This is a genomic window from Streptomyces sp. NPDC052496, assembly GCF_040679095.1.
In the GTDB taxonomy this organism is placed as follows: domain Bacteria; phylum Actinomycetota; class Actinomycetes; order Streptomycetales; family Streptomycetaceae; genus Streptomyces.
The window spans coordinates 71,176-82,815 of the sequence record NZ_JBFAUH010000023.1 but is presented as its reverse complement, the minus strand read 5'-3'; the positions used below and the strand labels follow the sequence as shown (position 1 = coordinate 82,815).

Annotated in this window: 15 protein-coding genes; 1 reads left to right on the top strand and 14 read right to left on the bottom strand. The window is 71.3% G+C overall.

Annotation, left to right across the window (positions count from 1 at the left end):
* Window position 1 precedes the first annotated feature (1 nt).
* Together AB0L45_RS28005 and AB0L45_RS28000 are read right to left on the bottom strand one after the other, a co-directional pair.
* Window positions 2-916 carry a bifunctional DNA primase/polymerase gene (locus tag AB0L45_RS28005; RefSeq protein WP_365844675.1) on the bottom strand — a complete coding sequence of 305 codons (915 nt, stop codon included), beginning with the start codon at window positions 914-916 and terminating at the stop codon, window positions 2-4.
* Complete coding sequence (locus tag AB0L45_RS28000; protein WP_365844673.1) at window positions 913-1,611, bottom strand: SAM-dependent methyltransferase; 699 nt, start codon at window positions 1,609-1,611, stop codon at window positions 913-915. Before AB0L45_RS28000 ends, AB0L45_RS28005 begins: the two co-directional genes overlap by 4 nt.
* A gap of 296 nt (window positions 1,612-1,907) precedes the next feature.
* Here AB0L45_RS28000 and AB0L45_RS27995 point away from each other — a divergent pair, with 296 nt between their 5' ends.
* Window positions 1,908-2,603, top strand: a complete 696-nt coding sequence (locus tag AB0L45_RS27995; protein ID WP_365844671.1) for a hypothetical protein — start codon at window positions 1,908-1,910, stop codon at window positions 2,601-2,603.
* A 60-nt stretch (window positions 2,604-2,663) separates the two neighbouring features.
* Here the strand turns inward: AB0L45_RS27995 and AB0L45_RS27990 are convergent, their stop codons facing one another.
* From AB0L45_RS27990 to AB0L45_RS27935, 12 genes are all read right to left on the bottom strand, one after another.
* Entirely contained in the window at window positions 2,664-2,993 is a 330-nt protein-coding gene (locus AB0L45_RS27990; protein ID WP_365844669.1) for a hypothetical protein, read from the bottom strand.
* Window positions 2,986-3,426, bottom strand: coding sequence for a hypothetical protein (locus AB0L45_RS27985; RefSeq protein ID WP_365844667.1), 441 nt, complete (start codon window positions 3,424-3,426; stop codon window positions 2,986-2,988). Before AB0L45_RS27985 ends, AB0L45_RS27990 begins: the two co-directional genes overlap by 8 nt.
* A 61-nt stretch (window positions 3,427-3,487) precedes the next feature.
* Window positions 3,488-3,934, bottom strand: coding sequence for a single-stranded DNA-binding protein (gene ssb / locus AB0L45_RS27980; RefSeq protein ID WP_365844665.1), 447 nt, complete (start codon window positions 3,932-3,934; stop codon window positions 3,488-3,490).
* 20 nt (window positions 3,935-3,954) lie between these two features.
* Window positions 3,955-4,452, bottom strand: a complete 498-nt coding sequence (locus AB0L45_RS27975; protein ID WP_365844663.1) for a MazG-like family protein — start codon at window positions 4,450-4,452, stop codon at window positions 3,955-3,957.
* Between the two features lie 8 nt (window positions 4,453-4,460).
* Window positions 4,461-4,937 carry a hypothetical protein gene (locus AB0L45_RS27970; protein WP_365844661.1) on the bottom strand — a complete coding sequence of 159 codons (477 nt, stop codon included), beginning with the start codon at window positions 4,935-4,937 and terminating at the stop codon, window positions 4,461-4,463.
* Window positions 4,938-4,970: 33 nt separating this feature from the next.
* Complete coding sequence (locus AB0L45_RS27965) at window positions 4,971-5,165, bottom strand: hypothetical protein (RefSeq protein WP_365844659.1); 195 nt, start codon at window positions 5,163-5,165, stop codon at window positions 4,971-4,973.
* Window positions 5,166-5,374: 209 nt separating this feature from the next.
* A complete protein-coding gene (locus AB0L45_RS27960; protein WP_365844657.1) occupies window positions 5,375-7,582 on the bottom strand; it encodes a hypothetical protein in 2,208 nt (735 codons plus the stop codon).
* Entirely contained in the window at window positions 7,575-8,936 is a 1,362-nt protein-coding gene (locus tag AB0L45_RS27955; RefSeq protein ID WP_365844655.1) for a hypothetical protein, read from the bottom strand. The genes AB0L45_RS27960 and AB0L45_RS27955 overlap by 8 nt, the downstream gene beginning before the upstream one ends.
* 1,216 nt (window positions 8,937-10,152) lie before the next feature.
* Window positions 10,153-10,365, bottom strand: a complete 213-nt coding sequence (locus AB0L45_RS27950; protein WP_365844653.1) for a hypothetical protein — start codon at window positions 10,363-10,365, stop codon at window positions 10,153-10,155.
* 16 nt (window positions 10,366-10,381) lie between these two features.
* Window positions 10,382-10,678 (bottom strand): hypothetical protein, encoded by a 297-nt coding sequence (locus AB0L45_RS27945; protein ID WP_365844651.1) that lies wholly within the window; start codon window positions 10,676-10,678, stop codon window positions 10,382-10,384.
* Window positions 10,675-10,899, bottom strand: coding sequence for a hypothetical protein (locus AB0L45_RS27940; protein WP_365844649.1), 225 nt, complete (start codon window positions 10,897-10,899; stop codon window positions 10,675-10,677). Before AB0L45_RS27940 ends, AB0L45_RS27945 begins: the two co-directional genes overlap by 4 nt.
* A gap of 358 nt (window positions 10,900-11,257) precedes the next feature.
* Window positions 11,258-11,590 carry a hypothetical protein gene (locus AB0L45_RS27935; RefSeq protein WP_365844647.1) on the bottom strand — a complete coding sequence of 111 codons (333 nt, stop codon included), beginning with the start codon at window positions 11,588-11,590 and terminating at the stop codon, window positions 11,258-11,260.
* Between the last annotated feature and the right edge of the window lie 50 nt (window positions 11,591-11,640).

Here is an 11,640-nt window from a genome sequence, read left to right as displayed (position 1 = left end):
GTCATGCGGCTGTCCCGCCGTTGTGGCTGATCGACCAGTTCAGCGCGCTAGTGACGGCGGGCCGGCACTCGCGCTCGGTCAGACCGGCTGCCACTCCTGCCCCATTAAGAGCCTCCTCCACCACGGCGCGGGGGAGGTCACCGGAGGCCACCAGCCGTCCCAGGGCCCGCGCGGCGCGGACCAGGGTCCGGTTGCGGGTGCCCTCGGGGGCATGGCGGACGTTGTCCGTCTCATTGCGCAGCGCCGCCTGCGCGTACGCACTCGCCCGGCCCGGGGAGGCCAGGGCGACGGGGCCGCGGGCGCGGGGCGGGGGCGTGAGGGCAGCGAGCAGCCACGCGGGCAGGTCGGCTACGGGCGCATCGTCCACGACGTGGTAGTCCCCGGTCGGGGTGGTGCTTCCGGCGGCGACCACGTAGCCACCCCAGGCCCGGGTGTCGATGAGCGGGCCCAGCTTGCCGGCGGTGTTGTGCAGCCGTACCCCGTCCGGCGCGGCGAAGTACAGGTGCTGTCCGCCGCGGGCGCTCCGCACCGTGTAGGTGGTCGGCCAGGGCTGTCCGGCGCGCTCGCAGAGCGCCAGGAAGCAGTTCGCGCCGTCAGGCGCGTCCTTCTTGTCCTTGTCCTTCGGCGTGTCCAGGTCCACCACGAGCAGTCCGGCCGGGCCGGTGGCGATGCCGACGTTGTACGGGGCATGCCCCCAGCAGCGTTCGATGCGGGCCGGGTCGGTGGTGGCGCGCTGTTCCCACTTGCGGTGCCCGCTGGCGCATTCGCCGGTACGGGGGCAGCGCTCTTCCCCGTGTAGCGCCGGAGTCTTCGCGCCGGGCCGCAGCGGGTGGACGTGCCAGCCGCGATCGGCGGCGGCCAGCGCCGCGGCGAGCAGAGGTACCTGGGGGAGGTCCATGGTCAGGGGCGCGCTCATGCCGCCACCGCCTGTTCCGTACGGAGGCTGGCCAGGGCGGCGTGGCCGATGTGCTGGGTGTAGGCCGGGGGGATGCATTCGCGGATGCCGTCGCGGTTCATCCACGGCACACCCATCACGCGCCGGGCCTGTTCGACGCCGGAGAAGTTGCCGACGTACTGCCCGAAGTGGCCGGGCGGGACGGGGCGGCCCATCTTGGCCTGCGGGGCGGTGTGCGGCGGGTGCGGGGGCAGGGTGAAGGTGAAGCCGCCGCCGGTCTCGAAGTACCGGTGGCGGTACGTCTTCAGTCCGAACATGGCGCCGCACAGCATCACCGGGTTGCGCAGCTTTGCGACGGCGCCGCGCACGTTCTCGATGACGTACGGCCGCCCGGTGGCCTCCAGTGCTTCACGGGTCGGCCCGATCAGGTCCGGGTGGGTCCGGCCCTGGATGCGCTGGCACTCGCTGTCGTGCTGGCACGGCGGGGAGGCGTGGATGAAGTCGAAACCGGCGCCGAACTCGCGGATGAACTTGATCGCGTCGCCCTGGTGGAAGCTGAGCGGGTAGCGGGGCTGGGCAGCGATATCGACGCCGGTCACGTCGAATCCGGCCCGGTAGTAGCCCATGCCAGCGCCGCCCTGGCAGCAGTACGCATCCAGCAGCCGCGGCCTAAACGGCCGGTGGGCCACTCGCGGGACGGGGGCAGGTTGGGTCATGCTGGAGACCTCCAGTGCACTGTTGAGTTGTGCTGGTGGGAGAGGGCGGCCCCGGTTCTTTGACGAGATGTGGGGGCCGCCCTCGTCGTGACAGCCAAGGGGCAGAGCTGCGACGGGCGTTGGCGCGAATATCCGCGCGCCGCCTGTCAGTGGCGTGCCCTAGCCTCGCCTTCACTGTGGGTGACACGGCTGGGAGCGTGGCTATGGTGACAACTGCGGATGATGTGGTCTGTCTTTTCGCTTCGCGGGGCAGGGCCGCGCGGGAACTTGCCCGGTGGCAGTGCAGGAAGCCTCACGTGGCAGAGCGCGTCATGCGCCATGTGAGCGCCGCGCCCTATACCCTGCGCTCCGCGGAGTTCAGGGCGTTCAGCTTCGACCACCCGCTGGAAGAGATCACGTCGGCGGCGGCGTACAGGGAAGTGGAGATCCGGGACTGGTTCCCCGAGTTCGCCATGGTGCACTTGTTCCACTTCGCCCTTGAACGCAAAGGCGGACTCTTCTCGTACGGCGAGTTCCGCGAATTCTGCCGGGACGACGAAGACGGCAAGGGCTTTTCACGGGAAGCGCGGGACAAGGTCAACTGCCTTGCCGACAGCGCGGGATGCACCCTCCAGGCGGCCGTGAACGCCATGAAGTGGAGGGTCGGCAACGCGTTCTACTCGTTCCTGCGGGAGCTGTACCTGATCGCACGACTGCGGGAGGAAGGTCTGGACGCCCGTATCCATCCGCTGGCCGACGCCCTGTTCCGGGTCGATGCGTGGTGCGGCAGGACCACCGTGGAAATGTACGTGGCCAACAGCCTGTTCAAGGGCGGCCAGGGAGGCCGCAAACCCCGCCCCGAAACCTACCTGGAAGACCAGGAAGGATTCAGCTTCGTCCGTCTGGAGATGCAGAAGCAGCACGCTTTCGGGCGGCTGCACCTGCCTACGGATGAGGAAGTGGGCCGCTGTATTGCCGACCTGCGGAAGGCAGCGGGCACCGGCTGTGTGTAGCGCAACGGGGGCGAGGCGGCCCCGCACGACAAGCGGGGCCGCCCTTGGCGTGCGGGCGGGTCAGGCAGTGCTGGTGCCCCCGGCGGGCGGCTGGTGGCGGGTGCCGAGGTCGCGCAGCCAGTCGGGCCAGTACTGGGGCCAGCCGCGGTAGAAGACGATCGTGGACGTGCCGGGCAGGGGGAACGGGACCGTCCGGGGCTCTGCCGGGCGGCACGGGCCGTGCACGTGTGCCTGTACGGGACTGTCCTCACCGAGCCGGTAGTAGAAAGTGACCTTCTCCGGGGTGACGAGCAGTTTGCGGCCCGAGTAGTCGAGCATCTCGGACAGTTCTAGATGGGCGACGGGGATGGGGATGCGTGCGATGTCGGGGGCGTTGAGCCGGTCATCCACGGCAGTCTCCTTCGGGCTGGGAGTCGGGCAGCAGGCGGGCGACCGACGCGGCGACGGCGGCAATGTCCTGCGCGGTGTCGCGTACGAGGCCGTTGGCGTCGGTGCGGCAGTAGGCGCGGACGGCGGCGGCGATTGCCTGCATGAGGCGGTCGTCGTCCTTCCAGGTGGCGGGTGCGGCCTCGTGGTCGGGGGTGTCCATGTCGGCGTGCACCCACCAGCCGTCCGCGTGGTCGATCCACTCGACGCCCCGGGAGCAGGTGGCGCACTGCACGGGCGGGGCGGTCCGGTGGCCGGCTTCGGTGTAGAGGCGGCGACGGCGGCCGTCCCGCGCCGGGTAGTCGCGGATTTCCTTGGTCAGGCCGAAGGCAAGGGCCAGGTCGGTGCTGACTTTCGGTACGTCGTCGGGGTCGCAGATGACGCGGATTTCGAACACGGCACTCCTTTGATGGTTGGTGGTGCTGTGGGCAGTCGGTGTTCCGCGGGCTGCCATGCCGTTAGAACGGCGGCTCATCGCCCGGCGCCGCGGGGCTGGCCGCGGAGTTCCACGAGTCGCCGGACGGGGCGGTGCCGTTGGTGCGCTTGCCGTCGATGGTGACGGTGGTGAAGCGCAGGGAGGCGCCGATTTCATCGACTTCGACGGCGAGCATGGAGCGGTTTTCGCCCTGCTCGGTCTGCCAGTTGTGCTGGCGGATACGGCCGGAGAGCACCACACGGGAGCCCTTGGTGAGGGATTCCGCGACGTGTTCCGCCAGGGTGCGCCAGGCGGCGCAGCGGAAAAACGTCGAGGTGCCGTCCTTCCACTGGTTGGCTTCGCGGTCGAAGGTGCGCGGGGTGGAGGCAACGGTGAACTTGGCCAGGGCCTGCCCGCTGGTCGTGTACTTCAGTTCCGGGTCGGCGGTCAGGTTGCCGATGATGGTGACCGGGGTTTCTCCGAACGACATGAAGCTTTCTCCTTCGCTGCTCAGGCGCCGGTGGGGGTGGCGGCGGTGAGGGCGGTCAGCCGCTGGTGGCGGTGGGCGGCGGTGTCGGCGAGCAGGCGGGCGGGGTGGTCGCTGAAGTCGTGCAGGGCGACCATGGCGCTCAGGATCACGTCGCACAGTTCGGCGGCCACGTCGCCGGCGCTATGGCTGGTGCCCTTGCGGGGGTTTTGACCGCGTACGCCGATGTACGCCTGCGCGGCCTCCCCCGCCTCTTCGGTGACTTTGAGCAGGCGCAGGGCGGTTTCTTCCGGGCCGCGGCCGTTGCGGTCGTCCAGCCACGCTTTGACCGCGCGGATGTGCGCCCACGGTTCGGCCAGGTCGGCGCTGCCGGGCTGGTGGTCGGCGGTGAGGTGGACGCGGGTGCGGCCCGGCTCGGCTGCGGGTGACTTGCGGAGATTGCGGATGCTGAAGGCGGCGGGCAGCGTGTTGACGATCTGCTCGGTTTCGGTGTTGTCGCAGATGACGTAAATCTCGAACACGTCTCTCCTCAGTGGGTGTTGATGGTGCCGTTGGCGCGGCCGAAGAGGCCGTTGGCGGTGATGTTCTGGGTGATGTGGGCAGGCCCTGTGCGGCGGCGGATGGCGCGCACGACGGAGCAGGCGGCGATGCCGCCGGTGGCGAGGAAGGCGACGGCGGCCCACAGGGCGTGGCTCACGGCGATGACTCCGGGTGCGGCGTAGGAGATGCCGACGCCGGCGGCGGCGACGCCGACGCCGGTGGTCGGCGCGAGCAGCGCAATGGTCTTGGCCCACACCGGAATCGGCTGCCCGCCGCCCGCGACCGGTCTGGCCGGGGCGGGCGGTGGGGCGGTGGGTTGGGTGTAGGCCAGGGTGCGGGCGCCGCCGGGCAGGGTGACCACCTCGACGCCGGGCGGGATCTCGGTTGCGGGCAGTGGCGGGTAGGCCAGGTGTGCGGCGGGCTTGTACGGCGCGGGGGCGGTGGTGATCCGGTAGGGGTCGGGCACGATCTCCTCCTTGGCGGGAGGTGCGGGCGCCGGTCAGCTGATCAGGTTGGCGAGTGCGCCGGCGACGGTTTCGCACAGGTTGTGGATGGGCCGGTAGGCGCCGGTCCCGGCGGCGAAGAAGCCGCACAGGAACACCACGACCGCGGCGCCGGGACCGACGTAGCGGGCGCGCAGCAGCACGAGGGTGAGGACGGTGAAGAGCACGGCGGCGGAGACGGTGAGGGCCATCAGGGCTCCTGTCACGGTCGAAACGGGCGCCGCGCGGCGGGCCGGACGGTCCCGGCGGGGAGCGCGCGGCGATTACGGTGCGTGCTGTTGTTGCTTGTTGTCGCTTGTAGCGACAACAAGGAAAGAGGGGGTCACAGGCCCCTCAGGGGGTGTGCAGGGGGTGTGTGCTTGTTGTCGCTACAAGCGACAACAAGCACACACGGTGACCGTCAGGCGGAGGGTGGACGGTCGGAGACGTAGCTGCGGTGGACGTAGTACGTCTGTGTGCCGCTGCCCATCTGGAAGACCTCTGCGGCGGCGGCCCACAGGCGCAGCCATCCGGAGATGGTGGTGCGGTGGGTGCTGTAGCCCATGGCTTTCAGGTCGGCTTCGATGCGGGAGGGGCCAGTGCCCTTCGGACCGGCGTCAAGCACCAGCCGCATCGCCGCGTCCTGCGCGGTCGGTTGCGGTGTCGTCGGCTCTTCCGGCTCCGCCCGCTCCGGCGGCTTCGGCGGTTCCGGCTGCTGTGCCGGGGCCGGGTCGTCGTGCGCCGGGGCGGGCGGCTCCTGAGGGGTCTCCGGCGGCTTCGGTGGGTCCTGCGGTTGGTCGGTGTTGCTGACCACCAGCCGCAGCCGCCCGTCCGGCGGGGAGCCCGGGGTGTCCGGCTGCTTGTCCGGTGCGGCGGGAGAAGCCGTGTCGCCGCGGCGGGGGAAAAGCCGGTTCCATTCCGGGCTGCCGGGCCGGATGCCCGCCCCCGGACCGCCCGGGACCGCGCCCGACGCCGGGGCCGGGCCGCCTTGCGGCGCGGCGGTGGGCACGGGCACGACGGGCACGTCGGTGTAGGGCCGGGTGACCACGTGCAGCCGCTCCCCCTCATACAGGCGCGGCAGGACCCGCGCCCACCGGGAGGGGTAGAAGCGGCCGTGCGGCACCTCGCTGGAGATCTTGTCCAGGACGGGGCGGCGGGCGCTGACGGCCGCGGCGATGCGGTCCATGGCCTTGGGGCTGAGCTGAAACGCCTTAAACGGCCGCGGCTTCGTGGTGTCGAAGGCGTTGAAGCCGCAGCCGGGCCATGGGGCGTCGCTGGGGTCCACCTTCTGATAGCCGGAGAACAGGTACGACAGTTCCTCCGGGTCGGTGACGAACATCCCCCAGCGCCACTTGGCGCGCTTCTTGACCGGCACCGGGATGGAGTCGGTGGTGGCCCGCAGCGAGGAGACCAGCATCCGCACGCGTACCGCCCGGCCGGTGTTCATCACTGTTTCGATCATGCCTTTGATGTCGCGGGGCAGATCGGCCGTCTCATCCACCACGATGATGATCGCGGGGATGTCCGGGCGGGCGGGCAACTTGGTGTCGTTGGCCTGGCGCATCACCTGCTGGTAGCGGCGCTTGCGCATCTCGATGATCTGGATGGCCATGGTCAGCATCGCGCGCGCTTCATCCAGGGTGGGCGCGGTCCAGTCGATGACCGGGCGTTTGTGGGTACCGTCGATGGCCCACGAGGTCAGCCACGGCAGGGACAGGCCGGCGCCCGTGGTGTCGATGTGCCACACCAGCCCATCGGTTGTGCGGATGAGTTGGGCGTTGACGCCGTTGAGGGTGTTGGTCTTGCCCGACCCGGTATCGCCGATGCCCAGCCCGCACTGGAAGGCCAGCGAACCCTTCGCGTAGGTGCCGTCCTTGTGCAACCCGATGGCGAAAGGGTCATCGATGCTGGTCGGGGACAGATCGGCGGGGAACGGGATGTTCTGCTCGATGACGTTGACGGTGGAGATGCGGATGATGGCGGTGCCCTTGCGGCGCCCGCCGGCCACCTCCACCCCGCAGCCCTCCGGCAGCCGCAGATCCGAGCCCAGCGCCTCTTCGAAGCGCTTGAGCTGACCCCAGGTGGCGCCGCCGGGCAGCTCGGCTTCAACGGTGTAGCCGGTGTTGGCCGCCCATGGCTGGATGGCCACGATGCGGCAGTCGTCCAGCTTGGCGATGCGGGCCAGGCGCTGCTTCCACTGCTCGCCCCACGCGTCGTGCCGTTCCTGTCGCGCTGCCTCCTGCGCGTCCCAGGCGGCTTTGCGGCGCCGCAGCTTCTCCGCCACCTCGTGGCGGCCGATGGCGGTCCAGGTCAGGCGGCCAAAGGCGGCGCCGCCGGCAAGCGCCGCCAGGCACGGCCAGGACCAGGGCGGGCCGTCCGCGGCGGCCCACCACGACCACGCGCCCGCGCCGGCCCACAGGCCGGCGCGGTAGGTGAGGGTGGCGGGCAGGTGCCCGCTGCGAGCCCCGGCCAGCACGCTGCCCAGCGCCCCGGCCGCGGCGATCCCCGCGTCCCACAGCGGGTCCACCCCGCTCACGTAGGTCACGGAGGAGACGGCGAGCGCGGAGGTAACTGCGGTCGCAGCTGCGGTGTTCAGGGTGTGGCGGCCCTGCCAGTCCAGCTCAGGCACGCTGCCCTCCGTCCCGGGGCACATTCCACATGTGCTCACCGTTGCGCGGGTTCTCGTTGTGGTCGATCTCCTCGCAGTGCAGCCGCCGGAACGCCGGGTGCAGCTCCATGGCGGCGGACTCGGCCTTGCGCAGCCCGTGCACCACGTCGGCGACCATTTCGGCGATGCACGGATCGACCGGGTAGCACTCGGCGGAGCGGGTGGCCAGGTAGGTGACCGCCTGCGCCAGGTGTTCCAGTCCGACCGGTACGCCCTCGTACTCCGCGCCCACGACCATGGCCGGGTTGGTGGCCGCGTCCGCGTGTGCCTCCGGGGACCACTGCTCGTAGACGCCGCTGACCTCTTCGGCGGCGGTGGCCAGCACGGACGGCTTGGCCCACAGGGCGCCGTCGCCGTCGATGCCGCCGACGTTCCACCAGTGCTCGTTGGTCCGGGGGTTCTCCAGGCGCATGATGTCCAGGTCGTGGACCTGCCGGAAGGTGGGTTCGAGTTCGTCGGCGTAGGCGGCGGTGGCCTCCAGGACCTGCGCGACCTGTGCGACGCCTTCGGCCATGGCCGGGTCCATGGGATACAGCGCGGCGGAGTTCTCCGCCAGCGCCATCACCGCGCCGTTGATGTTGCGGATGGCGTCCGGCAGACCCTTGTACTCGGCCGCCACGGCCGCCATCGCGGGCGGATCGTAGGCCGCGTAGGTGTTGGCGACCTCTTCGGCGGAGGTGGCGAAGACACTCACGTGCCCACCCCTTTCAACAGTGGTTTCGGTGGCGGCCGGGGCGGTGGTGTCGGCCCCGGGGTCGTCGCAGACGTGGCCGACGTGTCGGCGTTCGCCGGTGATCGGCGTGGCCATGTCGGCGAGCTGGTCGTGCAGGCGGCGCCGGGAGGCGTCCGCCATCCCCTTCCAGACCTTGCGGAAGACGCGGCCCGGCCAGTCCATGCCGAGATCGGTGAAGCGGAACCGCCTGGTGAGCACGGCGGGGATGTTGGCGACGGCTCCGACGAACAGCGAGGCGGGCATCACGGCGAGCGCGGCCACGGTCGCGAAGAAACACGCGGCGGCCAGCCGCAGCAGATGCCGCAGCTTCGCCAAGTTGCGGCGCCGCCAGATGTGCGTGGCCTGCCAGGCCCGCGTCAGCTTGGCCTTGAGCCAGGCCCCGGCCCGCTCACGCCACTGCCGCAGCCGCTCCCGCAGACGAGCGCCCCACTGCCACAGCCACTGGCCGGCCGCTTCCCGGGCGCGCGCCAGACGGCCCCGGGCGGCCTTGAGCGTCTGCCGGCCCGCCCCGCGCCAGTGCCTGTCACCAGCCGTACGGTCCCAGCGGTCCTTGCGCCCCGACCCGGACCAGCGATCAGTCAAACCGGAGGCCAGGCCAGAGCCCAGACCGCCGCCGCGGTGCCTGCCCGCACCGGACGCACCAAGACCGTGCCGCCCGGCGCCACGGCCACCGAAGAGGCCACCGGCGCCGCGGCGCCCGCCCCCTTTACCCGGCCCGGAGAACCAACCCGGGCCACGGCCACCAGCGCCGGCACCCGAGCCGAAGCGGCCCCCGCGGCCTTTGCCCTTGCCTTTGCCAAGATTGAGCGGCGATGCACCCGAAGAACGGTGCCCGGATGCCGCATCGAAGCGGCCCGACCGGCCCTTCCCGCGCCCCCCGAAACCGGCGGAGCCGGTACCGGGGGACGCGCCGAAGGCGCCGCGGTCGGTGCGGTGCCGTCCCGGCGTACGGCCCCACATACCGCCCGCCGCCACGCCCGAGCCCGAACCTGCACGGCCCCCACCGCGCGAACGCCGGTCGGCACCGGCGGCACCGGAGCCCGTACCGCCTCCACCGCGCGAACCACCGCTGGTGCCAGCGGCAGGCGTCCTACGGCCGAAAAGGCCGCTGGCGCCCCATCGCCCGCCGCCTCCGTTCCCCCCGCCGAAGCGATGGCCCGACCGGGCACCGCCTGTTCCGCCGCCACCGGCAGTGCGCTGGCGGCCACCGAGCCCGCCGCGGCTGCCCCCGTCGGCGCTGCCCGCGCCGCCGGGCCGGACCCGGCTCCCGCCGCGCCCTGTGCCGCCGCCGGTGCTCCCGCTGCCGGTACGTCCGGCGCGGGTGGTGGTGGCCGTCTGCTCCCGGCGCTGCTCGGCTGTGCGGGCGGAGCGTACGGCGGCCAGTCCCAGCGCGCCGATACCGGCTGCGGCCACGGTGCCCGCGGCGATGGCGGCGACCGGCCCGGCGGTACTGAGGCTGCTGCACACGCCGACGGTGCCGAGGTTGATGGCGTTGGCCAGCAGGGGAACGGCCGGCAGGCCCACGGGCTCCGGGTCAGCCTCGTTGTCGTCCTCGTCGGTGGCCTCCCCGTCTTCCGGGTCCGGCTCCGGGGCGGGTTCGGGGTCCGGGCCGGGGGCGGGCAGGTCCGGCGTCGGCGGCGGTTCGGGCTCCGGTGCCGGCGGGTTCGCTTCCGTGGGGGTGGTGATTTCTTCGACCGGTTCGGCCGGCGTGATGATTTCCGGCATGCTGAGAGGGCTCCTCTCGAAGGGGTAGGGCGCCCCCGGCCAGGCCCTGAGAAAGCGGGCCGGGGGCGACCGTTTACGTGTGGTCGGCGTCGCGCAGGTACGCAGCCAGCGCGACCTTCGCCGACGCCACCGCGGCGTACGCGGTCATCGCCGCGTAGTCCCGGCTGTCTTCGCAGCTCACGGCCTGGCGCAGGTACTCGTCGGCTTCCAGCACCAGGTCATCGGGAGCGGTACGGATCTGCCGCAGCGACGGCCGCGGCGTAAGAATCTGCTTGAGCACGGACATCGTGCAGCCCTCCTGGTCAGAAGCGGTGCGGGTGGGCGGCGGCGATCTCCTGCCAGCGGCGGTTGTCCACTGCGTCCACGTGGCGCACCTGCACCGCGAAGGAGCAGCCCTCCATGCGGCAGCGGTGCACGACGGTCGACCGCGCTTCGGCGATGCGCAGCACCAGCGTGAACGCGGTCACGAACAGCGCACTGGCACAGGCCACGAGCAGCGTCCACGGCACGTGGAAGGAGGCCAGCCGCCAGCCGATCGCCACGGCATAGACCGTGCCGACGACCACCGCGACGGGCAGGACCAGACGCTGACGCTTCACGGCCCCTCCAAGTCGTTGCGGTCGAGGCTGAAGAAGACGACGTTGCAGCGGGCCAGGTCCGGCCTGTTGCGGGTGACCTTGGCGTAGATGAGGTTGAAGGCTTCCTCCCGCGTGCAGCCGGGCCGCGGGGTGAACCTGCCGGTCTCGGTGCACATGGCGTAGCCAGGGCTTTCGACCGTCAGAATGAAGAAGTGGGTTCCGGTTCCCTTCGTGCAGCTCAAGAAGGCACTCCATCCCCGTTGATGGGCCGGACGGTCCGGCTCCCCTTCACCGCCCGTGCGAGACGGGCGGATCAGGCAGCCGCCGTTCAGCGGGTTTTCCTGGTCACCAGGGCTGCGGCGCAGGCCATGAGGGCCACGAACAGCAGCCCCCCGCATCCCCCGGCGCTGTGCATCTCTGCGTGCTGCTCGCACTGAGAGCAGGGTTCATTGGGCCCAAAGCCCAGACAATTGCCGCTGTGGAGCTTCGCGTGCTCCTCGCACGGGAGGCAGCGTTCAGACATCGCGGTTTCCTTCCGGGCCGGGACTGTCCCGGCTCCCTTTGCCGCCCCGACGCGGGCCGGGACGGCGCGGGCAGCCGTCAGGCAGCGGCCATGGAGGGGTAGGGCAGGTAGCCGGTGAGCTGCACGGGCACGCCCTCGAACGCGGTGTAGGCACGCAGGCAGTGGCACCTGCTCAGTTCGCTGTACTCGATACCGCCGGGATCGATGCCCAGGGCGGCGCGCCAGGCTTCGAAGTCCGCGGCGCAGGTGTGCAGATCGATGTGGATGCCCTCTTCGATGCCGTCGGGCCCGCACACCGTGCCCACGGTGAAGCTGGTGCTGGGCAAGGTGGCGAACCGGTCAGCCAGGACCGTCAGCGCGCGGATGACGTGGGCCTGTTCGGCCACGGTCAGGGCAGGGTGTTCCGTCACAGTGGTACTCCCATCAAGCTGAAAGTGCGAGGTCAGGCGGCGTACGGCCC